Annotated in this window: 20 protein-coding genes; 13 read left to right on the forward strand and 7 right to left on the reverse strand. The window is 43.2% G+C overall.

Annotated features, from left to right (window positions below):
* The first annotated feature begins 7 nt into the window (after positions 1-7).
* Positions 8-2,674 carry an NACHT domain-containing protein gene (locus AC5FX4_RS04730; RefSeq protein WP_493605329.1) on the forward strand — a complete coding sequence of 889 codons (2,667 nt, stop codon included), beginning with the start codon at positions 8-10 and terminating at the stop codon, positions 2,672-2,674.
* 27 nt (positions 2,675-2,701) lie between these two features.
* On the opposite strand, the gene AC5FX4_RS04735 is transcribed toward AC5FX4_RS04730, so the two are convergent.
* Positions 2,702-3,670, reverse strand: a complete 969-nt coding sequence (locus AC5FX4_RS04735) for a class 1 fructose-bisphosphatase (RefSeq protein ID WP_493605330.1) — start codon at positions 3,668-3,670, stop codon at positions 2,702-2,704.
* Positions 3,671-3,827: 157 nt separating this feature from the next.
* Between AC5FX4_RS04735 and AC5FX4_RS04740 the strand changes: the two genes are divergently transcribed.
* The gene (locus AC5FX4_RS04740) at positions 3,828-6,254 is read left to right on the forward strand and encodes a zinc-dependent metalloprotease (RefSeq protein WP_493605331.1); all 2,427 of its coding nucleotides are present in this window, start codon (positions 3,828-3,830) and stop codon (positions 6,252-6,254) included.
* 50 nt (positions 6,255-6,304) lie between these two features.
* Here AC5FX4_RS04740 and argE read toward each other — a convergent pair whose 3' ends face one another.
* Positions 6,305-7,465: an acetylornithine deacetylase gene (argE, locus tag AC5FX4_RS04745; protein WP_493605332.1), complete on the reverse strand. Its 1,161-nt coding sequence runs from the start codon at positions 7,463-7,465 to the stop codon at positions 6,305-6,307.
* Positions 7,466-7,646: 181 nt separating this feature from the next.
* Between argE and argC the strand changes: the two genes are divergently transcribed.
* The 7 genes from argC (at position 7,647) to AC5FX4_RS04780 (ending at position 14,368) form a co-directional block, all read left to right on the forward strand.
* Positions 7,647-8,657 (forward strand): N-acetyl-gamma-glutamyl-phosphate reductase, encoded by a 1,011-nt coding sequence (gene argC / locus AC5FX4_RS04750; protein WP_493607773.1) that lies wholly within the window; start codon positions 7,647-7,649, stop codon positions 8,655-8,657.
* On the forward strand, positions 8,651-9,430 hold the full coding sequence (argB, locus tag AC5FX4_RS04755) for an acetylglutamate kinase (protein ID WP_493607774.1): 780 nt from the start codon (positions 8,651-8,653) through the stop codon (positions 9,428-9,430). Before argC ends, argB begins: the two co-directional genes overlap by 7 nt.
* 8 nt (positions 9,431-9,438) lie before the next feature.
* Positions 9,439-10,359 (forward strand): ornithine carbamoyltransferase, encoded by a 921-nt coding sequence (locus AC5FX4_RS04760; protein ID WP_493605333.1) that lies wholly within the window; start codon positions 9,439-9,441, stop codon positions 10,357-10,359.
* A 14-nt stretch (positions 10,360-10,373) separates the two neighbouring features.
* Complete coding sequence (locus AC5FX4_RS04765) at positions 10,374-11,579, forward strand: argininosuccinate synthase (protein WP_493605334.1); 1,206 nt, start codon at positions 10,374-10,376, stop codon at positions 11,577-11,579.
* Between the two features lie 23 nt (positions 11,580-11,602).
* The gene (argH, locus tag AC5FX4_RS04770; RefSeq protein ID WP_493605335.1) at positions 11,603-13,468 is read left to right on the forward strand and encodes an argininosuccinate lyase; all 1,866 of its coding nucleotides are present in this window, start codon (positions 11,603-11,605) and stop codon (positions 13,466-13,468) included.
* A gap of 200 nt (positions 13,469-13,668) precedes the next feature.
* Positions 13,669-13,848 carry a hypothetical protein gene (locus AC5FX4_RS04775; RefSeq protein WP_493605336.1) on the forward strand — a complete coding sequence of 60 codons (180 nt, stop codon included), beginning with the start codon at positions 13,669-13,671 and terminating at the stop codon, positions 13,846-13,848.
* Position 13,849: 1 nt separating this feature from the next.
* On the forward strand, positions 13,850-14,368 hold the full coding sequence (locus AC5FX4_RS04780; protein WP_493605337.1) for a hypothetical protein: 519 nt from the start codon (positions 13,850-13,852) through the stop codon (positions 14,366-14,368).
* A 398-nt stretch (positions 14,369-14,766) separates the two neighbouring features.
* Here AC5FX4_RS04780 and AC5FX4_RS04785 read toward each other — a convergent pair whose 3' ends face one another.
* Positions 14,767-15,888: an ISAs1 family transposase gene (locus tag AC5FX4_RS04785; RefSeq protein WP_493605338.1), complete on the reverse strand. Its 1,122-nt coding sequence runs from the start codon at positions 15,886-15,888 to the stop codon at positions 14,767-14,769.
* Positions 15,889-16,266: 378 nt separating this feature from the next.
* Here AC5FX4_RS04785 and AC5FX4_RS04790 point away from each other — a divergent pair, with 378 nt between their 5' ends.
* Positions 16,267-17,601 (forward strand): IS5 family transposase, encoded by a 1,335-nt coding sequence (locus AC5FX4_RS04790; RefSeq protein ID WP_493605013.1) that lies wholly within the window; start codon positions 16,267-16,269, stop codon positions 17,599-17,601.
* Between the two features lie 355 nt (positions 17,602-17,956).
* Complete coding sequence (locus AC5FX4_RS04795; protein ID WP_493605339.1) at positions 17,957-18,511, forward strand: hypothetical protein; 555 nt, start codon at positions 17,957-17,959, stop codon at positions 18,509-18,511.
* Positions 18,512-18,549: 38 nt separating this feature from the next.
* On the opposite strand, the gene AC5FX4_RS04800 is transcribed toward AC5FX4_RS04795, so the two are convergent.
* Together AC5FX4_RS04800 and coaD are read right to left on the reverse strand one after the other, a co-directional pair.
* Complete coding sequence (locus AC5FX4_RS04800) at positions 18,550-19,902, reverse strand: capsule assembly Wzi family protein (RefSeq protein WP_493605340.1); 1,353 nt, start codon at positions 19,900-19,902, stop codon at positions 18,550-18,552.
* Positions 19,899-20,381, reverse strand: a complete 483-nt coding sequence (gene coaD, locus AC5FX4_RS04805) for a pantetheine-phosphate adenylyltransferase (RefSeq protein ID WP_493605341.1) — start codon at positions 20,379-20,381, stop codon at positions 19,899-19,901. The genes AC5FX4_RS04800 and coaD overlap by 4 nt, the downstream gene beginning before the upstream one ends.
* A gap of 190 nt (positions 20,382-20,571) precedes the next feature.
* Here coaD and AC5FX4_RS04810 point away from each other — a divergent pair, with 190 nt between their 5' ends.
* A complete protein-coding gene (locus AC5FX4_RS04810; RefSeq protein WP_493605342.1) occupies positions 20,572-21,228 on the forward strand; it encodes a TetR/AcrR family transcriptional regulator in 657 nt (218 codons plus the stop codon).
* Between the two features lie 105 nt (positions 21,229-21,333).
* Positions 21,334-22,794, forward strand: coding sequence for a tRNA uracil 4-sulfurtransferase ThiI (gene thiI, locus AC5FX4_RS04815; protein ID WP_493605343.1), 1,461 nt, complete (start codon positions 21,334-21,336; stop codon positions 22,792-22,794).
* Positions 22,795-22,849: 55 nt separating this feature from the next.
* Here the strand turns inward: thiI and AC5FX4_RS04820 are convergent, their stop codons facing one another.
* On the reverse strand, positions 22,850-23,749 hold the full coding sequence (locus AC5FX4_RS04820) for a ketopantoate reductase family protein (RefSeq protein ID WP_493605344.1): 900 nt from the start codon (positions 23,747-23,749) through the stop codon (positions 22,850-22,852).
* Complete coding sequence (locus tag AC5FX4_RS04825; protein ID WP_493605345.1) at positions 23,742-24,092, reverse strand: VanZ family protein; 351 nt, start codon at positions 24,090-24,092, stop codon at positions 23,742-23,744. The genes AC5FX4_RS04820 and AC5FX4_RS04825 overlap by 8 nt, the downstream gene beginning before the upstream one ends.
* Positions 24,093-24,145 lie beyond the last annotated feature (53 nt).

Below are 24,145 nucleotides of genomic sequence, written 5' to 3' on the forward strand. Positions count from 1 at the left end.
CCGTATTATGTCTTTACAAGGTTCTAAATCTACAATGTCGCGATTTAGTCAATTTCCAGACTACCAAAAACCGAATCAATCCGAGTTTATCAGAGTTGGTCGTACACCTTTGTATCGCTATTTAGAGCAAGTGATAAAACAAGAAAGCTACTTGGGTAACCAAGGCTTAGAACTCGACGACAGTGATGGTGATAAAAAACGAGTACATATCGACCAACTCTATGTATTACCAAAACTGAGTAAAAAAAGGGTCAGTACCGAAGAGTTTGTTAAGGCTGAGGCAAAGCCCGATGAGCATGAGCCGTTAACATTACTGAATGTGGCAGATGTACTTAAAGATAATCCAAGAACGATCATTTTAGGCGACCCAGGTGTAGGTAAAACGACCTTAGTGCAGTGGTTACTGTGCTCTTTATGTCACTGGAGCGATAATTACGCTAAAAAACACCTGGGTGCCTTATTTCCGCTTAGGCTGATCACGCGTAATTTACCCACTGAACTATCGCCTATATCTGATCAGGCATTTATTGAACTTATTTTAAACTCGCAAGGCGACTCTCTCGCCGCGCTTATTTTAGATACTGAACAAGAGAAAGAAACACTATTACAGTTATTTAAATTGGGCCAAGTGTTACTGCTGGTGGATGGTTTAGATGAAATCAGTCAAGCGCAAAGTCAGTGGCTATCAAAACAAATCATGCAGTTGTTAACAGGTTACCCATCAACACGTTTACTTATGACCAGTCGGGTGGTTGGCTTTGATAATGAGCGGTTTTGGTTTGGTGAACAAGGTCGTGAACGGAATGTGATCCAAACAGGTAAGGGGCTTAATAAACAAAGCGATGATTTGGCTTTAGATATTGAAATTGATGAAACCAGAGCAAGTTGGCATCGTTTTTTTCACTCTGGTGCGGAACAAATGGATTTATTCAAAAAGCTAAGCCTACCCAGCGTATTTTATTTAATGCCATTTTTAGCAGAGCAGCGCGGGCGTTTTGCTAAAAACTGGGTGGAGCAGTACTTGCCACCGAATAAAGAGCAGCGCGATGAATTTGTTGAGAACATCACCGAAATTAACCAAGACTTAGCGCAATTGGATGCGCTGTCGCGTATTCCTGTACTGCTTAACTTGATTAGCTTTATTCAATGGCGCAGAGGTAGCTTGCCTCACGGTCGAGCGGAGCTTTATCGCCGCATTGTTGGCACCTACTTAGAATCAATGGACAAGGCGCGCAAACTCAAGTTTAAGCCAGAGACTGATTTTGACTATCAAGATATTCGTAACTGGCTGGGCAAGCTTGCGTATTGCATGCATGCGGGACAGCTTCCCTTACCAAAGCAACCCCTCAAAGCGCTGAGTGATGAAGAACTAGAGTATGCCCGAGAAGCACTACCTGAGGTCGGCCATGGGTCAATTCATAACATTTCTTTCGCTCAGCTTAAGTTATTTTTTGATTTGCAACTGACCGAGATTTTAGAAGTCGACGAAGTCGATAAATATAGTGCGCAGTTGATTGAGTATCTACAACGCCGTACTGGTTTTTTTATTCCCAAAGGTAATGATGCGGGCGATGAGGTATTTGGTTTTAGTCACTTATCGTTTCAGGAATATTTTTGTGCTTATTATATCAGCGTGCATTATGCCGAGATTAAGGAAGAACAAACGGTATTTGACAGCCTGATTGAGTCGACCAACCAAGCCAGTTGGGAAGAGATATGGCAATTGGTCTTTGAAGAATTTGCTGCACAAGGCAAAAATAGAAAGCAAGCGGATAAAATCTATCAGGCATTATTTCCAAAACAAGAAAGTTACTCTGATACGCGGATAGGCCTGGAAGCAAAAATCATCACTAATGTGGCTGTTAAGCTTTCTGACAAACAGATTGAATTGGTAAAATGCCACATCGCGTACACATATTTTAGTGCCGGGGTTTCTATCTTAGATTTAGATATAGAAGCTCATGAGTTATCTCTGGAAGTTGCAATGGATACAGAGAAGGTCATAGAACTGATGAGGGATAGTGAAGAGCTTTCTTGTCTTGCGATTCAAGACTTTTCTTGGCTAGGCAAGCTAAATAACCTAAAAAAGCTGATTTTGTTTGTTGATGGCGCTGATGGAATAGCACAATTACCTGATTTAAAAATTACTGAGCTTACATTATCTTCCGCTGTACCCCTTATATTACCTAGCATTAAACGTTTTTCTAGCTTGCGTATACTCCGGTTGTTTACACCAAACCTAAGAAATTTGGATATAGATTTGATGCCAAATACAATTGAGGAAGTTTATTTAGATCGACCAAAAGATGATGTTCTTAAGTCTTTATCATCATTTCCTAATTTAGTGGTGTGTGTAATTGCAGGGAAAACCATAGATAGTTCATTAACACTAGATAGAAGTTCTCTACTAAGGATAGGACTTGGACATTGTACAATTACAAGCTGGGATATTTTGTCTAACCTTGAAAAGCTTCAAACGTTGATATGCTCGCATTGTCATGTAGAGTCAGTGAATGAGTGGCAATCGCTTTTAAACTTATCAGAATTAGAAAAAGTTATTTGGCAGCACTCACCAAAAAAAGAAGAGGAAAAACTACCTATAGCTTTGATAGAGGCACTGAAACACAAAGGTGTAGAAGTACAATTAATATCAACTTCATCGCAAGAAGAGTAGCACCTCCGTGCTACTCAATCACATCAACTACTTATGATACCCCAAGCACGCTTCCACCTCGTTTTTCGAGCCTAAGATCACAGGCACGCGTTGGTGGATCTCTTGTGGATCGATATCCAAAATACGCTGCTCACCGGTGTGTGCGATACCGCCAGCTTGCTCAACAAGCATGGCCATTGGATTGGCTTCGTAGAGTAAACGTAGCTTGAATGGCTTGTTAGGATCTTTAGTATCGGCAGGATAGGTAAACAAACCACCACGGCACAATACGCGGTGTACATCACCCACCATGGCGGCAATCCAACGCATGTTGAAGTTTTTACCTCGTGGGCCAGTATCACCCGCGAGCAAATCGTTGACGTAATTTTGCATCGCCGGCTGCCAGTGACGTTGGTTAGAGGCATTGATAGCAAATTCTTTGGTGTCTTCAGGAATTTTTGCAAACTCTTCAGTCAGCATAAAGCTGCCGTGGGTTTTATCCAAAGTGAAAATACGCGTACCTTTACCGATTGTTAAAGCCAACGTTGTGCATGGGCCGTAGAGTACATACCCTGCGGCAACTTGCTGATGGCCCGGCTGCATAAAAATAGTTTCGTCAGCAGGGTCGGCATCTTTTGGTGCTTTCATAATGGAAAAGATAGTGCCAACCAGTGAGTTAATATCGGTGTTTGACGAGCCATCTAGTGGGTCAAATGCCACGATGTAATCTGCATTAGGGTTACCCGCAACGGTGTAATCTTCTTCTTCCGAAGCGATGGCTTTAACGTAGCCAGACTCTAGCAAAATATCTTTTAATAACTGGTTTGATAGTACATCCAGTTTTTTCTGGGTTTCACCCTGAATGTTTTCGTCTAAAGTTGAGCCAAGCACACCAGACAGGGCACCTTGACCCACACGGAAAGAGATTTCTTTACAGGCCGCTAAAATTGTACGGATAAGAGACAATAGCTCTCGTGAGCAACCGTCTTCAATAAGCACTGGAGGGAGTCTACGCATAGTTTTTGATCCTGATAACGTTGTGGTGACAGTCATAAATGTGAGAGGTTGACTGACAGCTTCACTGAATTTCGTCTTAAAATGGCTGTGTTTTGTATACAATTTTATATACTGGGGTTAGAACAGCCATAAAAACCACTAATAACAAGGTAAGAATATGCGAAAAATAGGCACACTATCTTTCATTCTCTGTACTTTGCTGGGCACTATGATAACTCAAGCAGCCGCAGCAATTAAGCCCATTGATGAGTTTACTGATAAGTTAAATCGTTTTCCGGGTTACTACTCTTTTTATGCCGATACCAGCAACGGCAAAATCTATTTAGATGTTGATAAACTCAAACAACCTTTTCTACTTCAGCATAGCCTACCTTATGGGGTGGGTTCCAATGACATCGGCTTAGACCGAGGTCAGTTGGGGGGCACGTATTTAGTGCAGTTTGAGCGTTTTGGCGACAAAGTGATGTTGCGCGCCTTGAATAGTTACTATCGCGCAAGTTCCGACAACAAAGCTGAGCAGCAAAGCGTCAATGAAGCTTTTGCATCAAGTATTTTGCAAGGTTTTAAAGTGGTGGCGGAAGATTCAGATAGCGTACTTATCGATTACACCCCATATTTGTTATCGGATGTACATGCGGTGAGTCGCACGCTCGCACAACGAGAGCAGGGCAGTTTTAGCCTAGATCAATCTCGTAGTGCTGTGTTTATGGAACGTAGCAAAGCATTTGTCGAAAACACCGAACTTGAAGCTGTATTGACTTTCGCTGGCTCAAAGCCGGGTGAATACGTACGTCAAGCAGTTGCTGATCCTTATGCTATCACGGTGCATCAGCATCACTCGCTAGTGAAGTTACCGGATGATAACTACCAGCCGCGTAAATTCCATCCGCAATCAGGGTATTGGAGCATAGAGCATAAAGACTATTCGGCGCCTTTGGGTGAGTCGATGTTGGTGCGTTATATTCCACGTCACCGTTTAGCGAAAAAAGACCCCAGTGCTGCGGTGAGTGAACCGGTTGAGCCGATTGTTTACTATCTTGATCCAGGCGTGCCAGAGCCCGTGAAGACCGCATTGCTAGAAGGTGGAAAATGGTGGGATGATGCGTTTGCCGCTGCGGGTTATAAAAATGCATTTCAGATCAAAATCCTACCAGAAACAGCGGACCCGATGGATATTCGCTATAACGTGATCCAATGGGTGCACCGTGCTACACGCGGTTGGTCTTATGGTGCGTCGGTGATTGACCCGCGTACAGGTGAGATCATAAAAGGTCATGTGACGTTAGGTTCACTGCGCGTTCGCCAAGACATTTTAATAGCAGAAGCTTTGGCTGCACCGTTTGTTAAAGGTGACGAAGTTGTGAGTCGACTTCACGATATGGCTCTAAACCGTATTCGTCAGCTTAGCGCTCATGAGATTGGTCACACTTTAGGTATTGCTCATAACTTCTCAGCGTCGATGAAAGATCGTGCCTCGGTGATGGATTATCCACATCCTTTGGTAAGTTTTAATGCGCAAGGTCAACTAGATGTTACTCAAGGCTATGCAAAGGGCACGGGTCAGTGGGACACACAAGTGATCAAGTATGGTTACAGTGATTTTAGTCAAGCCGATGAAGCAAAAGCGTTAGCAGATATTTTGGCTGAAAACCGTGAACTCGGTCTGGAGTTTATTTCCGATAGCGATGCGAGAGCACAAGGTGGCGCACATCCAACGGCCCATTTGTGGGACAATGGTGCTGACTCTGCAGACGAACTTAAGCGTGTACTGAGTATTCGTCAGCAAGCGTTGAACACCTTTGGTATCAATAATATTAAAACGGGTGTGGCGTTATCGCAGCTTGAAGAAAAGCTAGTGCCACTCTACCTATTCCATCGCTATCAAGTTGAATCTGCCGTGAAGTTAATTGGTGGTGTGGACTATGACTATGAAGTGCGCGGCGAGCAGGTAGCAAAAGGTGCGCAAGTAGTGGCCAAAGAGGCGCAACAAAAAGCACTTAATGCATTGCTTGCGACGCTTGATGCACAACAGCTCCGTATTCCCGGTAGCATTTTGGCGCTGATCCCGCCAAAAGCATATGGTGAGAGCAAAACCCGCGAAAGCATTTATGGCAGAACGGGACTGGTACTCGATGCCATGGCGTTGCCTGAGGTGGCGGTCAATCATAGCTTGTCGCTGTTACTTAATGCACAGCGCTTAAATCGTTTGTCGCAGCAACATGCTCGCAGTGACAAATACTTAGGCCTAAATGAGGTAATGAACAGCCTGTATCGAACCGTGTTTGATGCAAGTGGCAAGAGTGGTATGGAGCAGAAGCTCACGCAACGCGTACAGTTCTTAACAGCAGCGCGTATCGCCCAGCTAGCTAGCTCGGATAACGTTGAGCCTGAGGTGCAAGCACAGTTACGTTATCAACTGATGCGCGTGGCTAAACAGTTTGATCAACAGTCATTGTTTAGTGATGTGAATGAGCAAACGGCATTTCGTCATGAACTTGCTCGACAAGTTCAGTCGTTCTTAGATAGTGGCAAATGGCCGGATGGTTTTAAAGCGATTAAAATGCCTCCGGGTTCGCCAATTTAAACGAGAAGATACAAACCACGCCGAGCAATGCTCGGCGTTTTTATAGGGGCTTATGCGTTTGTATAGCAGCTATTGAAGATGAGTTGGCGAATAATATCTTGCGCGGGCTTAATCTTCTCCATTGCCAAAAATTCATCGGGTTGGTGCGCTTGTTCAATACTCCCCGGACCCATCACAATGGTTTCACAACCCAGCTGTTGAATAAAAGGTGCTTCCGTACAGTAGTTTACGGCAACTGCTTGGGTATTAGAGAGCTTTTCTGCCATCCGCACAAGGGCGCTGTCGGTGCGGCCACTAAAAGCGGGAATAGGGTCATGCAAGTCAATCACTTCTACGCTGTTGGGGTATTGTTCGTTAATCGGCGCGACCGCATCTAGCAACAGCATCTGTAGTTGTTTGATACTCAAGCCCGGCAGTGGTCTCAAATCGATATGCAACTCACAACAGCCGCAAATGCGATTCGCATTATCGCCGCCATGAATGTGCCCTAAGTTTAAAGTTGGGTAGGGAATTGCAAAATCAGGTAGTGAATATTTATTCTTTAACTCTTCTTTCAGTTGTAATAAGTTTGCAATCACTTTATGCATCACTTCGATGGCATTGAGCCCTCTATCAGGGTCGGAACTATGTCCTGAGCGACCAAGGATACGTATTGCACTACTCATGTGCCCTTTGTGCGTGTATACCGGAGTCATATCGGTTGGTTCGCCAATCACACATTGTGCGGGTTTTAAATCAGTATGTTTCGCAATTTGTTGTGCGCCAGCCATGGTTGTTTCTTCATCGGCCGTCGCTAAGATGATGATGGGAGCTTTTTGCGTGTTTGATTGCGCATCTAAGCTTTGTATCGCATTCAGCACGAAAGCAAAAAAGCCTTTCATATCAATCGAACCAAGTCCATAAAGCTTATTGTCTAATTCTTTTAGTTGGAACGGATCATGGTTCCAGCGACTGTCATCAAATGGCACGGTATCGGTGTGACCCGCCAGCATCAGCCCGCCACTTCCTTCGCCTCGTTTGGCTATCAGATTGAATTTTCCAGGGGCCGAATCTAGCTCACTGATCTCTACGTTAAAACCTAAGTTTTCGCACCAGTTGGCTAATAGCTCTATGACTGGACGATTGCTCATGTTGAGTGTGGGATCGAGTGCACTGACGGATGGATGAGCAATTAATTGCTGGTACATAGCCAAAAAATTTGGGTTGGTCATAAAAAATCCAAAAATATTTATTTAAAGTATTTGCATAACAATTTAAAGGTGTTTAGTATGAATATCAATTCACTTTTTTAGCATAAATATTTCAGGTGCTGACATGCGACGATACTCATTCACCATTTAATTTCATCTTGACCCATAAACGCAATAGAAAAAGAGAGCTTTAGTAAAAATGTTGAATGTAGCCTTAGTAGGTGCCAGCGGATACAGCGGCGCAGAGTTAGCCAGTTTAGTAGCAAAGCATCCCAACTTCTCCCTGTCGGGTTGTTACGTGTCGGAGCAAAGCTTGGATAAAAACAAGTTATTGAGCCAGTTATATCCTGAGCATGGAGTTTTGCTCGACACGCCCTTATTGCCTCTAGATGACAAAGCATACCAAGACATTGAATTGTATGCGGATTATGTGTGTTTATGCACAGACCATAAAGTGAGCGTAGAGCTTGCACCGCGTTTTCTGGAAATGGGTAAAAAAGTATTCGATTTATCAGGTGGTTACCGTTTAGCCAGCAGTAGTGATTACGATACCTACTATGGCTTTAGCCACCCGTATCCTCAGTGGCTTGAACAAGCCGAATATGGCTTGGCGGAATGGAACGCACAAGCGATAGCTAAGGCGCAGCTTGTTGCTGTTGCTGGCTGCTATCCAACAGCCGCTTTAAATGCGCTTAAGCCACTTAAACAAGCCGGTTTAATCGCTGATGAAAAAATTATCATCAATGCGGTGTCTGGTGTGACTGGTGCAGGTAGAAAAGCCAGTATTAATACCCACTTTTGTGAAGTTTCGCTATCGCCATACGGTTTATTTAACCATCGCCATACGCCTGAGATCACTCAGTATCTTGGTCATGAAGTGTTATTCACGCCTCATTTGGGTAACTTCTCACGCGGTATTTTAGAAACCATTTACGTACAACTAAAACCTGAGGTAACGGCTAATCAAGTAGAGCAAGCATATCAGGTATTAGCCGATGAGCCGCTGATCAGACTTAAGGGTGCACAGCTACCTTCAATCAAGAGCGTTGCAGGTTTGCCTTATGTTGACATCGGTTGGCAACAACAAGGAGCGCAACTCATTGTTGTTGCAGCGATTGATAACTTACTTAAAGGCGCAGCAGGTCAGGCCTTGCAATGCATGAACCTCGCGAGTCAGTTAAAACCAGAGTTAGGCTTAAAGGGAGCTTGGTAATGCAAACTTGGGTGATCAAAGTCGGTGGCGCGGTATTGGATAAAGAAGATGCAGCCAAAGAATTATTTAAACAGCTTGCGAAAGTGAGTGAGCAAGATAACAGCAAGCAATTTGTGGTTGTACATGGCGGTGGTGCGCTGGTTGACCGTTGGTTAACGGATGCAGGCTTTGCCACAGCAAAACACCAAGGCTTGCGCATTAGTCCAAAAGAACAAATGCCTTACATTGTAGGTGCTTTGGCGGGCTGTGCGAATAAACAGCTTATGGCACAGGCTATCACGACGGGTTTACAGCCAGTGGGTTGCTGTTTATACGAAGCGGGCCTTTTTGCACAACAAAAGTTGAAAGCGTTGGGCCAAGTAGGCGAATGCATTGAAGGCGCACCGAGTTTATTAGCGGCCATGCTTGAGCTTGGTCGAACACCACTTGTTAGTTCGGTCGGTATCGGTGAGGACGGTCAATTATTTAACGTCAACGCCGATGAAGCTGCCGCAGCGATTGCCAGTCATCTCAATGCTGAACTGATTTTTATGACGGACGTTGAAGCGGTGCTTGATGCCAATCAGCAACCGCTACACCAACTTAATCAAGCGCAAATTGAGGATTTAATCGAAACAGGAGTGATTGTGGGCGGAATGGAGGTCAAAGTTAAGACCAGCCTTCGCGCAGCCCAACACTTACGACGTGGAGTGTATATCTCAAGTTGGCAAAAGCCAGAAAATCTTGGTGCGTTACTCGAAGGCGCACACGTTGGTACACAGATCACTCCATAGGAAAGCACATGATACAGCACTTTTTAACGGGTCTAGAGTTAGATCAAGCAAAGATTTTGAAACTACTACAACTTGCGCAAAACATTAAAAATCAGCCGCAAGAGTATGCCCATGCCCTAGCGGGTAAGTCGATAGTCACACTCTATGAAAAACCGAGTTTACGTACACGTTTATCTTTTGACATTGGGATCAACAAATTAGGCGGGCATGCGGTTTATCTTGATCAGCAAAATGGCGCGATGGGCTCTCGTGAATCGGTAAAAGACTTTGCGTTGAATATTTCAGCTTGGGCAGATGGTTTGGTGGCGCGTGTTAATCATCACAGTACCTTAAACACCTTGGCAGAGCACGCTTCTATTCCTGTGGTGAATAGTTTGTGCAACCTTTATCACCCGTGCCAAGCCTTGGCTGACTTTTTAACACTACAAGAAGTGCATGGCGATGTAAGCCAGCTAAAACTCGCTTACTTGGGGGAAGGTAATAACGTAACGCACTCACTGATGTTATTGGCGGCAACGCTTGGTACCGATTTTGTGGCAGTGTGCCCTAAAGGCCACTCTCCAGATGCGCAAATTGTCAAACAAGCCGAACAAATTGCAGCGGCTAACGGCGCATCTGTGTTGATCAGCGATCGTGTTGAAGCCGCCGTGGGTGCGAATGCCCTGTATGCCGATACTTGGGTGTCTATGGGTAACAATGCGTGCTTGGAGCAAGTTAAGCAAACCTTTATGCCGTACCAAATTAATCAATCGCTATTACTGCAAACGGGAGCCAGTACGGTACTACACTGTCAACCGGCGCACCGCGAATATGAGATCACCTCAGAGGTGATGGATGGCGAAAATTCAAAAATCATTCAACAAGCTGAGAACCGCATGCATGCCCAGAATGCGCTGTTGGTATCACTGTTAAATCCAAATTACGTGTAAGGAAGTAAAGTAAAATGAGCGAAATCAAAAAAGTAGTATTGGCGTATTCTGGTGGATTAGATACTTCGGCTATCGTGCCTTGGTTGAAAGAAAACTACGGCTGTGAAGTGGTGGCTTTTGTGGCTGACGTAGGTCAAGGCGAAGAAGAGCTGATTGGTGTAGAAGAAAAAGCCATTGCCTCGGGGGCATCAGAATGCCATATCGTCGATTTAAAAGAGCAGTTAGTCAGCGATTACATTTACCCAACATTAAAAACTGGCGCGATTTACGAAGGCACTTATTTACTCGGCACCTCAATGGCGCGTCCTATTATTGCCAAAGCGCAGGTTGAAATTGCACGTAAAGTAGGCGCGGATGCGTTGTCTCATGGTTGTACGGGCAAAGGTAATGATCAGGTACGTTTTGAGTCTTGCTTTGCCGCGTTAGCGCCAGATTTGAAGGTGATTGCCCCTTGGCGCGAATGGGACTTATCAAGCCGTGAATCACTGCTTGATTACTTAGCCGAGCGTAATATTCCATGCTCTGCATCGGCAACAAAAATTTATAGCCGTGATGCCAATGCGTGGCACATTTCTCATGAAGGAGGTGAACTGGAAAACCCTTGGAATCAACCGAGCGAACAAGTTTGGACCATGACGGTGTCTCCCGAGCAGGCGCCAGACAAAGCCGAGTTTGTATCGGTTGCCGTGGAGCAAGGGCAAGTTGTTGCTGTCAATGGTGAGCGCTATAGCCCTTATCTGTGCTTAGTTCAACTTAACAAGATTGCCGCGGCACATGGTGTGGGCCGTGTTGATATCGTGGAAAACCGTTTGGTTGGCATGAAGTCACGTGGCTGTTATGAAACACCAGGAGGCACAGTGATCATGGCGGCACTACAAGCGATTGATGAATTGGTATTGGATAAATCAAGCCGCAAGTGGAAAGAAACTTTAGCCAGCGAGTTTGCGCATTTAGTGTATGACGGTCGTTGGTTTACACCATTAAAAGACTCAATTTTGGCGGGTGCTGAAGCGCTGGCACAAGTGGCTTCGGGCGAAGTAGTACTCAAGCTATATAAAGGTCAAGTGAGTGCGGTACAAAAACAATCTATCAATAGTTTGTACAGCGAAGACTTTGCCACATTTGGTGAAGACGATGTATATGACCAGTCACACGCTGAAGGGTTTATTCGTCTGTTTTCACTTTCTAGCCGCATCGCGGCGTTGAATAAAAAGTCGTAATACAGAGCGTTAGGAGAAACATTATGGCGTTATGGGGCGGGCGTTTTTCATCAGGGCCTGATGCGGCATTTAAACAGTTTAATGACTCACTGCCATTTGATTATCAGCTGGCTGAGCAGGACATTGTTGGCTCAATCGCATGGGCGGGTGCATTGTTGCAAGTCAATGTGCTGAGTGAGCAAGAGCATCAAGACTTGATTGCTGCATTGAATCAATTACTTGAGCAAGTTCAAGCCAATCCATTAGAAGTGGCGGGCGCTGGCTATGAAGATATTCATTCTTATGTTGAAGCAAAACTGATTGAGCTAGTGGGTGATCTTGCTAAGAAGCTACATACGGGTAGAAGTCGCAACGATCAGGTTGCAACAGACTTTAGGTTGTGGAGCCGCCAAAGTGCTGAGCAATTATTGGCGGCATTGGGATCGCTAAAATCAGCGTTTGTTGATTTGGCAGAACGCGAGTTGGGTACGATTTTGCCAGGTTACACCCATTTGCAGCGCGCTCAGCCAATTTTGTTCAGTCATTGGTGCATGGCTTATGTTGAAATGCTTGAGCGTGATGAATCACGCTTGCAAGACGCCCTCATGCGCCTAAATGTTTGCCCGCTTGGCAGTGGTGCTTTGGCGGGAACCGCTTATCCCATAGATAGAGAAGTACTAGCCACCAATTTAGGGTTCAGTCACGCTAGTCGCAATAGTTTGGACTCGGTATCGGATCGAGACTTTGTGGTTGAATTGCTCAGTGTTGCTAGTATTTCAATGATGCATTTATCCCGTTTTGCTGAAGATTTAATTTTTTACAATTCTGGTGAGGCGGCATTTATTGAGCTTGCGGACAGTGTCACATCTGGTTCTTCATTGATGCCACAAAAGAAAAACCCCGATGCGCTAGAGCTTATTCGTGGTAAAACGGGCCGCGTTTTTGGGGCATTTAGCGCTATGATGATGACGCTGAAAGCCTTGCCACTTGCCTACAACAAAGATATGCAAGAAGACAAAGAAGGCCTATTTGATGCGATGCCAACGTGGTTGGCGTGTATTCATATGGCTGAGGCATGTATTAAAGGGCTAAAAGTGAATGGTGATGTGACGCGTGAAGCGGCAAAAGGGGGGCATTCTAATGCCACCGAGCTTGCCGACTATTTGGTTGCTAAGGGAATTCCATTTAGAGAAGGTCATCACATTGTCGGTCAGCTTGTGCAAATTGCCATTTTACAAGGCAAAAGTTTAGAAGGCTTGAGTTTAGAAATATTCCAAGAGGTTTGTGCTGTTATTGAAGAAGATGTCTACCCCGTATTGGAGCTAGATGCCGGTATTGCTGCACGTCAGGCGCTCGGCGGTACGTCGGTAACACAAGTCGAACATGCAGTGCGTTCGGCGAAAAAAAAACAGCAGATCCTCGTTCGAGACGCGACGTTAGATGACGTGGATGCGATTGCCGCTTTAATTCAGCACTGGGCAAAAGTCGGCGAAAACTTGCCGCGTGCCAAGAGCGACATGATCCATTCAATCAACGAGTTTGCGGTCACCGTGGTTAACGGAAAAATAACAGGTTGTGCGTCGCTCTATATTTATGACACAGGACTTGCTGAAATACGTTCTTTAGGTGTGGATCCTCAAACACCGGTAAAAGGGCAAGGTATGCAGTTGGTACAGCACTTACTGACCAAGGCTAAAAAGCTTGCACTTAATCGCATTATTGTATTAACACGCGTTCCAGGATTCTTTACTAAACAAGGGTTTAGTTACTGCACCAAAGACACGTTGCCCGAAAAAGTGATGAAAGATTGTGATTTGTGTTTACGCAAAGATCACTGTGACGAAGTGGCGATGGAATTCATATTAAAAGCGGCAAAAGGTACGGTGATCCCGTGTAAATTTGTTGCTTAAACTCCCTGAAAGACGCAAAAAGGCGCTTGGCGGATCCCAAGCGCATTTTTTATTTCTAACCCTTTAATATTCATATCATTCCTAATTTCATTCTTTAACTTTTAGTGTCAATAAAATATTGGCCTAACCCTTGCTTTATATTTTGCATGTAACAAAAAGGTTAATTTTTCTCTCTTTCCAAAAAAGTTAATGAGGTTGAAATGAAATTACTAAGTAGAGTGTTCCAAAATGCTAAAAAATCAAATATGTCGCAAGATGCTGGTCAAACTTGTCAGCTATCTGATAAGGTATTAACAAACAAAGGGTTGTTGGGCAAAGTCTCTGGATCTCGAGGCGGCGGCGGCGTAGATCACATTTGTGAAATAATAAGACTGGGGTAACATGTTTTTAGAGTTTGGTGGACTAAGCCTTCATTTTGATACTATTGTTGTTATAGGAATGGTGCTTGCCTTTTTTTTCAATTTAGGCCTTTATCTACTCAAACTAAAACAAGATTTATCTTTGATGCTGACGTCTGGTTTGATGGCGGCATCTTATTTTCTAAGTAATCACTTTTACGAGCTAGCTGGTTTGGTCGAACATCGATACCTTGTATGGCTTGCTTATGACTTAGTGTCAATTGTTCTTATACATACTCTTCACATACAGCTAAAATGCAAATATAGCCCTGCATATTTTTATATTTTAATCGGTTTGACGTTAAATAGTATTTTGTTTGTCTCCATGCATGTGGATCGCGTTATTTATTCAAACAATGAACAGTGGTGGTTATGGAGCGCTTATAGCTTGTTAGTGAATATATTCGATCTAATGATGGTTGTCGCTCTTATTTTAAACAGGGATTTTTTACTAGTTATAAAATTAATGGATAAGTTGTATCTTAAAGTTAAGCGCTGTTAATGCTGTAGAGTTGTTTTATTTGTATGTTATGGTTTGATTTTAATACGTTTTTTGAGCGTTCTATAACGCTGCTTCTGATAATCTCTTTTTTATTTCAAACGTTTCAATTTTTTAGGTTTAAAGAAAAGAAAAGCTATTCTTTATTATTTACCTCAGGGCTAATTGCAGCATCATACAGTTTTAGTACTTTGAATACCTTTGGTTTTTTTTGGGGAACTGAAATTGAGTCATATTATATGTCCATGTACTTAATATGGGCTGCATATGATTTTCATCTGATCATGTCTTTGTTGGGTGTGCACTTTTTATTGAACAGAAGTATGAGTTACTCCTGTTGCTATAGCGTTTTTTTCCTTACTATGAATATGCTCTTATTCCCAGGGCAAGAGCATGAAAAATCACTTGCTATTCAATACCTTTTCTAGATAGCACTCGTTTCTAGCTGCTTTTAGCTGTTTAGCGCGTACACCTTTGTTAAAGGATGTCTCTTTCTTTAATAAATTCAATGCAATATGTCTTACACCAGCAAACACTTCTGCTGCTCCGTCGCGGCGTATACGGCAACCATCTTCATTCATTGCCACATCCAAACACCAATGAAGACTGTTCTCAATATGCCAATGCGCTCGTGTGGCTTCCGCTAGTCTTTGCGCACTCAAGTTCGCTGAGCTTATGTAATATCGATAGGTTAATTCACCTTGCTGTTGGTTATCCGATTTACGGTAAGACACTATCACGCCTACACTTTGTAAATTGGGCCAGCTAGCACTTGCGGGAATTTGAGCCATATCATGGCAGACAACAGCCGCTCTGAATTCTTCTCGACCTCGTTGATAATCTACTTCACTTAATAAGCTATCAGTCGCTATCTGGCGTGATATTTCTGGTTGCAAGAGTTGTTTCACTTGTTCAAATAAGTTGCCCTGATTGGCTTTGAGAGCCAGCAAGTAATCTGCTTCTTTTTCTACAATTTGCTTTGCAATTTCCTTTTGGCAGCCCATCGCATCAATCGTCACTAAGCAACCTTTTAGCTCTAGTAACTGTAGCAACTCTGGGATTGCGGTGATTTCATTGGACTTCGAGTCGGTCTTGCATTGACCTAACGTTACGCCATTTTCGCAGGCAAACGCACTGACAATGTGGATCGCATCTTTTCTATCTGGCTGTTTAAATGAACCTTTTAGCCTTTTTCCATCAATGGCAACCACACTGCCGTCTGTGAGTTCACTACAGCTTTGCATCCATTGAGAGAAACAGGCTTGAAACTGGGTCATATCAATACGACTTATAACTCTTGCAATCGTGTCGTGCCGCGGTACGCCGTTAGCTAACGCTATAAACTTACGTAACCAAGTTAGTTTGTCATGGGCAAACTCTTCAATTTCCTCCCAACCTTGGCAACCTGCGATTACGGCGCTGATTGTTAGAAACAGAATATCAAATAATGGATGTTGCACTTTACCTTGCTGGCGTGGGTCATCAATGGAAGAAAAGTGTTCGAACAACTTATTGGCTGACATAATTGTGCTGCTTAATCTGAAAAGCAGTATAAGATCATAAATTTATGTCAAGGTAAAGTTCATGATCTTGCCCTGCTCTTATTCCTGATGATGTATATTGATATGGCACTTTTAAAGCATACAGATTATTGGTGGTTTTGGGGGCTGTATAGTACTTTGGTAAAGATATTCGATTGTATCATAGTGGTTTCTCTTTTTTTAAATAAGGACTTTTTGAAGTTGTGCCATTTTGGCCGAGAGTTAAAAAGTATTTTAATTAGTCGACACTGAAAAACACTTAATGTATTGATCTTCTTGATGATCTAAACGATCTTACTATCCTCATTTTGCAAGGTTTGTTTTCTCACCCCTCAAAACCTTGCAAAATGGAGATTAAAAATGAAGCCAAAAGCGACCAACCATACACCACAAAAGCAGCTGTTCACGATCGAATTGATTGACCTCGTGGCGCCCAACCATGAACTGGTTAAATTGGCCAACATCATTGATTGGCAGCGTTTAGAAGCCGAATTTGGTCAACTTTATAGTGCAGATACTGGCGCATTGGGAAAACCCATTCGGTTATTGGCTGGATTGGAATATCTTAAACAAATTCATAAACTTTCGGATGAAAATACGGTCGCCATGTGGTGTGAAAATCCCTATTGGCAGTATTTTTGTGGGATGCAGTTTTTTACTCATCAGATGCCGTGTGACCCAAGTTCGATGGTTCGCTTTCGCAAGCGAATTGGCGAACAGGGTGCGGAATTGATGTTGTCGCTCACCGTCGATGTCGGACTAAAAGTCGGCGCGGTAAAAGAAAGTAGTTTGCGCGAAGTAGTGGTGGATAGCACCGTGATGGAAAAGAACATCAGTTTTCCAACCGACAGTAAACTGCTTGAACGATGCCGTAAAAAACTAGTCGACCTCGCCAAACACGCAGGTATCACACTGCGGCAAAGCTATGCGAGAGCAGGTGTGAAGGTCGCAAATTCAGTCAGTCGTTATGCGCATGCCAAACAATACAAGCGGATGCGTAAAGCATTGAAAAAACAAAAGTCGTATCTTGGCCGTGTGTTCCGCGACATTCTTCGTAAGTTAGATACCAACCCCTCAGCGGCGATGGTCGTTCAACTCCGCCAAGCTGAAAAACTGCTCAAGCAAGATAAATTCAGTAAATCGAAGCTGTACTCACTGCATGAGCCGCACGTTGAATGCATCGCGAAAGGTAAAAGTGCAAAACCGTACGAGTTTGGGGTAAAAGTCAGCGTAGCAACGACGGTGAAGGAACAATTTGTCCTATGCTGTCATGCCATGCACGGCAACCCTTATGATGGTGACACCTTGTATCGCACCTTGAAAATAGTCGAAGACGTCACCAACATTCGCCCGTTTACGTGTTTTGTAGACCGAGGTTATCGCGGTCATATGGCAGAGCGGTATGAAGTCTTTATCGCAGGACAAAAACGCGGTGTGACACCTGCGATAAAGAAAAAACTCAAGCGGCGCAATGGGATAGAGCCCATCATCGGGCACATGAAAAGTGATGGCCATTTGGGGTTAAACCGCTTGAAAGGCATATTGGGCGACAAACTCAATGCCATTTTAGCGGGTATCGGGCAAAACTTCAGAAAAATTCTAAGCCTATTGAGGCTTTTTTACGTCTGGATTTTATGTTGGTTGAAAATGTGTCTGAGTTGGAAAAATCGGACAAATATCGAATTGTCTAGCTAGACTTGCAGTGGATGAATTGGGAACGGAAAGGCTCGGTTAACTGGAAAGCCGAGATTTTCAGAATCGACTAATTAAAATGTGAATTTATACAGTTAAAATGATAAACGCTATTTTCATATTTGATAATATGTGTGAATTCAAGGTCGAAGTAGACTTTCTCTGCACAGTTGAAGTTAGATGAATCGCTAAGCAATCTCATTTTTTGCTGTTTTTAATGTGCGTAACCTTTAATGTATTTCATAATGCAGACTCACTTTGAAAGCATCTTGCTTAGTTAGCATTGTGTTATCTTTTAATTTCATTGAGAATTAACCATTCTCAGCCTTTTGCATGCTACACATAGACTTTTATTTCAATGACTTTAAAAAAATTCTTTTTTTATGATCTAGCAGACATTCTACTCATGGTTAACTTGGCAACGATGACAGTTGCATTTTTCTACTACTTATTTTTTAAGAGTGGGAAATGTGAAAACAGAGGCTCTTTGCTGCTGACATTAGGTTTGACAACCATATCTTACAGTATGTCTTTCACTGCTTGGGAATGGCACGTTACGCCATTCATTATGAACCCATATATATTGTGGATGATTTATGACGTAGAGTTGTTTGCTCTGCTGTGGGTATTGCATAAGGTTTTAGGGCTTCGTTATTGTACTGCATTCTTTTATTTATTGGTGTTTTCTATCGGGAACAACATACTTTATGCACTGATGTATGTGGATCAAGCGATACTGGGAGAAAAGGAAGCTTGGTGGTTTTGGTATGTCTTTGCTGCGCTTGGAAAAATATTTGCAGTATGTATTGGTGTCGGCATGTGTACAAATAAGGACTTTTTAAAACTAAGCGTGCTCAAGCAAAAGTTGTTTGCATTGTTTGCTCGCCCCAAAGGGGTGGATGCGCAAAAGTAAAACATAAAATGACTGTTTTACTTTTGCTATTTTGTTCATTAAAACTGGTATTCCCAGCTTAATTTAACCGCGCCTTCGGTGTCTTCATCTCGCCAAGCGCTGACACTTGCTTTGAGGAGACCTTTTAATAGGCCTTGCTGATAGCCGACTTCAATTAAACTACGCTCGGTATTGAGTTGTTCAAAGTCAATATATTTAAGCTTTACAAAGCCGCCAACGCCAGACATTCGATGGTAGTTACTAGCCAGCGTGATGCTTTTTGCCTGTGGACCTATTGCGGCCCCAAGCCATTGTTGACGTTGGGTATATTCGCCACCGCCTTGTTCTGTCGCAAATTGACATTGAAAGCTAGGTTGTTGCGCTTTGCAGTCGGTGACGCCATCAGTGTATTCAATATAGCTTTTGATGCGATAGTCCTGATTACCGATAAAATGTTCAATACCAAAGGTGTATGACGCTTCATCAGGCAAAATACCTGAGTCATTGTTACCTGCAGCTTCAGCATAAACCGCTAAGGGTATGGAAAATAGACTGCCAGAGTATTTAGCATCAAGGCTACTTAAGCGCTGTTTTACGCGTGGTTTTTTGTCGAGTGTTGGTTGTTCGAGTACAAAATCGCTTGCAACTGTACTAAAGGCCAACTCCAATCCCTTGATTGGGGAGCTGGATAGGCGCAGTCCCCATAAATCACCGCTGCGGGTATCGGTAAAGTTTGGTCTCTGTTTGGCTTTAATTGCGGTCAATTGCCATGGGCCAACAAACGAGAACAAACTTGGACCAGCATAATTACTATTTGCACGACTTAAGCGTATTGCTTGCATTGGCGCGGCATTGTTTGACAACATCAATGCGTTTTCATTGGCCGGTCCCCACCAGTAATTGATTCGCTCCGCACTGAGTGACCAATTGCCGAACAACAAGGCTAAATGGCTACCGTAGTGGTTTATCTCTTTCTCGTCGAGGGCGTTGTCTGTGTAGTTGACCTGCACCTTAGCGCTGATGCTCTTTTTTGTAATAATGCTGTAACTCTCAATACTTGTTTTGGCAGCATCACGCTGTCCAAAACCATCAAGCGTTTCAGGTTGACTGTCATAAAGCGCCTTAATACTCGAATATTCATGACGCTTCGCTTGCACTAAAGCATGACGCACATGCGCTAAAGCAAATTGAGCTGGTTCAGGTACGTTTTTTGTTTCAATCACCGCTAAATCTTGTACTATCCCTTGCCATAACAATGGAAATTGCGTAACAGGGCGACTGATCAGTCTGTAGCTGACGAGTAAATCGATAGAGTGTTTGAGTTCAACTTCTTCCGTACTTATCCAAGGGCTCGCAATACTTTGGGTACTCAATGCCAGTGCTAAACTCAAAGTCAGATTTTTGATTTTCATCCGTGTAATTTTTCCTGTAAAGCTTTGGCTACAATGGGATGAACAAATTCACTAACGTCACCTTTATGTAGGGCCACCTCTTTAACTAATGTTGATGAGATGAAAGAGTTACGTTCTGAAGGGGTTAAAAATACGCTTTCTAGGTCGGGATTTAACCTTCTATTCATGTTTGCCAACTGAAATTCGTAATCAAAATCAGACACGGCGCGTATGCCTCGGATCAAAACATTGGCTTTTTGCTGTTTTGCTAAATCGACCAAAAGCCCAGAAAAACCAATCACTTTGACGTTCTTGTGTTCGGCCAACACTTGTTCGGCTAAGGAGACTCTTTGCTCCAATGAAAAGCAAGGCTGCTTGTTGGGATTATGAGCAATCGCTAGTAAAACGACATCAAACATTTTGGCAGCACGTTTAATCAAATCGGCATGGCCATTGGTTAATGGGTCAAACGTACCTGGATATAAAGCGGTGACTTTCATAACACTACATCGTTAAAAAATTTGCTCTATGGTAGCAATATTTTACAGACATTTCACTGGTCTGCTTTGCACATTAGGCGCTTATATCATATACCCTTTAGTGCTATTTTCACTTTCGCGGATTGGCTATACTGGCCCAGTTAGCGAAACGAACATCCTAATATTTAACGCGTGTCATAGAGAGCAGGATATGAATACCAAGGAAAAAATTATTCGTACCAGTATTGCGCTGTTTAACCTACATGGTGAACGTGCAATTACCACGAATCATATTGCATCCAATCTGGGGATAAGCCCAGGGAACTTGTATTATCACTTTAAAAATAAAGAGGATATCATTCGCAATATCTTCACCTTATATCGAGACCACTTGAGTACTCACTTTAAACCTTTGAATACTGAGTTTGAGCCGCTCGAGCAACTAACTAAATACCTTGATTCATTGTTTGAGCTGATGTGGCGTTATCATTTTTTCTACGATAACCTCACCGATATATTGGCCAGAGATGGTGTGTTGAAAAAACAATACATTGAGTTCCAATCTGACCTATTTGCTCAAGTGCGTTCAGTGGTGATTGGGTTAAGAAATAGTCATGTTATCGACATTAATGACGATGACGCGGCAGAGCTTGCGCATATGCTAAAGATGACAGTAAGCTTTTGGACGCCTTACGTTAAAGCACGTCGTATGACAGGTGTCCTTGAGCAGCAGGATATCTATAACGGTATTGTCAAAGTCTTGATGTTATTCAAGCCATATTGTACTGAGTTAAGTGTCGCAAAAATTCAACAATTACAAACACACTATCAAGAATTAGCTGATCAATCTCTCCCCAGTATTGCCTAGATAAACAAGTTATTGGTTTGTTTATTTCCTAGACGCATAGAAATTTGCTATAATCGCGCGCCCGATGTTCCGGCGCGCATTCGCCCGCAAAAGAGTTATTTTTCTATGCTTAAATTTATCGTCAAACTACATCCTGAAATTGCTATCAAGAGCAAATCAGTCCGTAAACGCTTCACTAAACTATTAGAGAAGAACATTGAAATCATCTTAACTCGTTTTGATGATCAGGTTAAGGTGAAAAATAACTGGGACAATATTGCGGTAACAAGCAGCAGTACATGCGAGAAAACACGTGCTGTTTTTATTGATAATCTAAAACGTATTCCTGGGATAGTTCAGTTTATAGAAGTACAAGAAACGCCGTTTGAAAGCCTTGATGATATATATCAACGCACGCTTGAACTGGCTGGACATACCATAGAAAACAAAACATTTTGTGTGCGTGTGAAGCGCAATGGTCAGCATGACTTTACATCGAGTGATGTTGAGCGTTATGTGGGTGGTGGCTTAAATCAAAATGTACCGGGTGCAAAGGTTAAACTAAGCAAACCCGACGTAACCGTAAAAATTGAGATCAAAGGCGAGCTTGCCTACATCGTCACACACACGCACTACGGCATTGGCGGATTTCCATTACCAACTCAAGAAGAAGTACTGTCTTTGATCTCGGGTGGATTTGATTCGGGTGTTGCGAGTTATCAGATGATCCGCAAGGGCGCACGTACGCACTTCCTATTCTTTAATTTGGGTGGTGCTGCGCACGAAATTGGTGTGAAGCAGGTAAGCCATTATTTGTGGAAGCGTTTTAGCTCAACCCACCGTGTTAAGTTCATCAGCGTGGACTTTGAACCGGTTGTAGCTGAAATACTTGAGAATATTGAAAGTGGGCAAATGGGTGTGGTCCTCAAACGCATGATGATGCGAGCGGGAAGTAAAATTGCGGAAAAATACGGTATTCCTGCACTGGTCACTGGTGAAAGCATCGGTCAAGTATCGAGCCAAACGCTGGCTAATCTTAATGTGATTGACCGTGTAACGGAAACGCTGATTGTGCGTCCGCTTATTCAACACGACAAAGCCGATATTATTAAGATCGCCCGTGAAATTGGTACCATAGAAATGGCTGAAGCCATGCCAGAATACTGTGGTGTGATCTCTAAAAAACCAACAGTTAAAGCAAAACTCGACACGATTATCGCTGAAGAACAAAAGTTTGATTTTGATGTGCTTGATACAGTAGTCAGCAATGCGGTAATTAAAGATATTCGCGACATTGAATCGGAAGCCAAAGAAGAAGTGAAAGAGGCTGAAACGGCTAGCGAATTGCCTGAAAATGGTGTTGTACTTGACATTCGTTCGCCGGACGAGGAAGACGCTAACCCCTTGGAAATAGAGGGTGTTGAAGTCGTGCATTTACCTTTCTTCCGCCTTGCGACTAAGTTTGCCGATTTACCGCAAGACAAAGAGTACTATTTATATTGTACTAAAGGGGTGATGAGTCAGCTGCAAGCGTTGATCCTGCATGAAAATGGCTTTATGAATGTTAAGGTTTATAAGCCAGAGTGATGAATTAACTCAAGGTTGTCACTTACACATTGAAAGCCGATTTATATCGGCTTTTTTAATGTAACGACTTAACCTGTTTAAGTAGTTGCAGGTTATATGGTGTGGTGATGTGGTGTTGCTTGCCGAGCATGACAATGTAACCACAGATGGCTTCTATTTCTGTTGTTCTACGGTTTGTGACATCCTGTAGCATAGAAGAGGCATTAAGTTGCGTGCGATCCATCACCTGATATGCAGTTTCTAACGCCTGCCAAAGGGGTATGTGAACGCCTTCAAATTTAGCGACAGTGCACGCTTCATTCAGCAAATTGATCACTGTGCCCGCAAACTGCGGTTTTCTGAGCGCCCCGTTAGGGACTCGATGAATGGCAGTAAGGGGATTAATCGCAATATTGACCAGTAGTTTTTGCCAGCGTAGCAGAGTGATATCGTTATGAATCGCACTGGGGTCAAAGATCTCTGTAAAAAAATCGTGATAGATTTGCTCGATATTCGCCGCAGCCAGCTTGTTGCAGGCACCAAGATAAGTATCACCATTGCCCGTTGCTTTCACGTGGTTAGTTGCCAACTTCAAAGCACCCATTGAGGTACTTATGAAATAGAGCCGCTGATTTGGCTTCAATTCGTTTTTTATTGCGTTGAGATCTTGCATACCGTTATGCGAAATAAAGAGGCTCGCATCTTTTTGTAAATAAGGCTGAATGTCTGAGAATGCTTGCTGTAGTTGATAGGCTTTGACGCAAATAAAACAGTGAGAAATCGAAGTTGAAGCCAGTTGATTAGCATCAGCAAGTGTATAGGAGGCGTTTATTTTGGTGGTGTGGTTATCTAGCGTGTAAAGTAGCTCGTTTATCGATGAATGTCTGCCAATTACCATGACGGTGTGCCTTTGACTTAGCTTTTGTGCAAAGGACAGTCCAATCGCACCGGCCCCCACAATATGAACATTAGCCATGTTTTTTAAGGCGCCACTTGTATATTGCAGAATAGGTTAAGTAATAACTGAGCGCGCCGGCAAAGTCGGCGACAAAGTCACCTAATGACGCTTCTCTGTAGGGGAGGCTGTCTTGCATCACTTCAATGCCAATGCCATAAGCGGCTAACAACACCAACTGCGCTATCATCGGCCATTTAAATGCGTGGTGCATGATAAATGCGAGGCCAAAAAAAATGATAAAATGAACGACTTTATCGGCATGCTCAATGCGTACACCAGAATGTTGAAATTCTTTAGCAAATAAAAAGGTGCAAATAGCCAAAGTGATTAACAGTAATACTTGATAAACCCGTCTTGTCACAAAAAGTCCTACTAAATGATGAGCTACTAAATTGGGGCCAGTATATCACTGAA

This window comes from Pseudoalteromonas sp. ATL1, assembly GCF_058933015.1.

Coding starts and splice junctions, on each gene's coding strand:
- AC5FX4_RS04765 (WP_493605334.1), top strand. CDS start 10,374: ATGAGCGAAATCAAAAAAGTAGTATTGGCGTATTCTGGTGGATTAGAT.
- AC5FX4_RS04780 (WP_493605337.1), top strand. CDS start 13,850: ATGTTTTTAGAGTTTGGTGGACTAAGCCTTCATTTTGATACTATTGTT.
- AC5FX4_RS04775 (WP_493605336.1), top strand. CDS start 13,669: ATGAAATTACTAAGTAGAGTGTTCCAAAATGCTAAAAAATCAAATATG.
- AC5FX4_RS04795 (WP_493605339.1), top strand. CDS start 17,957: ATGACTTTAAAAAAATTCTTTTTTTATGATCTAGCAGACATTCTACTC.
- AC5FX4_RS04800 (WP_493605340.1), bottom strand. CDS start 19,902: ATGAAAATCAAAAATCTGACTTTGAGTTTAGCACTGGCATTGAGTACC.
- argE (WP_493605332.1), bottom strand. CDS start 7,465: ATGACCAACCCAAATTTTTTGGCTATGTACCAGCAATTAATTGCTCAT.
- argH (WP_493605335.1), top strand. CDS start 11,603: ATGGCGTTATGGGGCGGGCGTTTTTCATCAGGGCCTGATGCGGCATTT.
- coaD (WP_493605341.1), bottom strand. CDS start 20,381: ATGAAAGTCACCGCTTTATATCCAGGTACGTTTGACCCATTAACCAAT.
- thiI (WP_493605343.1), top strand. CDS start 21,334: ATGCTTAAATTTATCGTCAAACTACATCCTGAAATTGCTATCAAGAGC.
- AC5FX4_RS04760 (WP_493605333.1), top strand. CDS start 9,439: ATGATACAGCACTTTTTAACGGGTCTAGAGTTAGATCAAGCAAAGATT.
- AC5FX4_RS04735 (WP_493605330.1), bottom strand. CDS start 3,670: ATGCGTAGACTCCCTCCAGTGCTTATTGAAGACGGTTGCTCACGAGAG.
- AC5FX4_RS04740 (WP_493605331.1), top strand. CDS start 3,828: ATGCGAAAAATAGGCACACTATCTTTCATTCTCTGTACTTTGCTGGGC.
- AC5FX4_RS04785 (WP_493605338.1), bottom strand. CDS start 15,888: ATGTCAGCCAATAAGTTGTTCGAACACTTTTCTTCCATTGATGACCCA.
- AC5FX4_RS04820 (WP_493605344.1), bottom strand. CDS start 23,749: ATGGCTAATGTTCATATTGTGGGGGCCGGTGCGATTGGACTGTCCTTT.
- AC5FX4_RS04790 (WP_493605013.1), top strand. CDS start 16,267: ATGAAGCCAAAAGCGACCAACCATACACCACAAAAGCAGCTGTTCACG.
- AC5FX4_RS04730 (WP_493605329.1), top strand. CDS start 8: ATGTCTTTACAAGGTTCTAAATCTACAATGTCGCGATTTAGTCAATTT.
- AC5FX4_RS04810 (WP_493605342.1), top strand. CDS start 20,572: ATGAATACCAAGGAAAAAATTATTCGTACCAGTATTGCGCTGTTTAAC.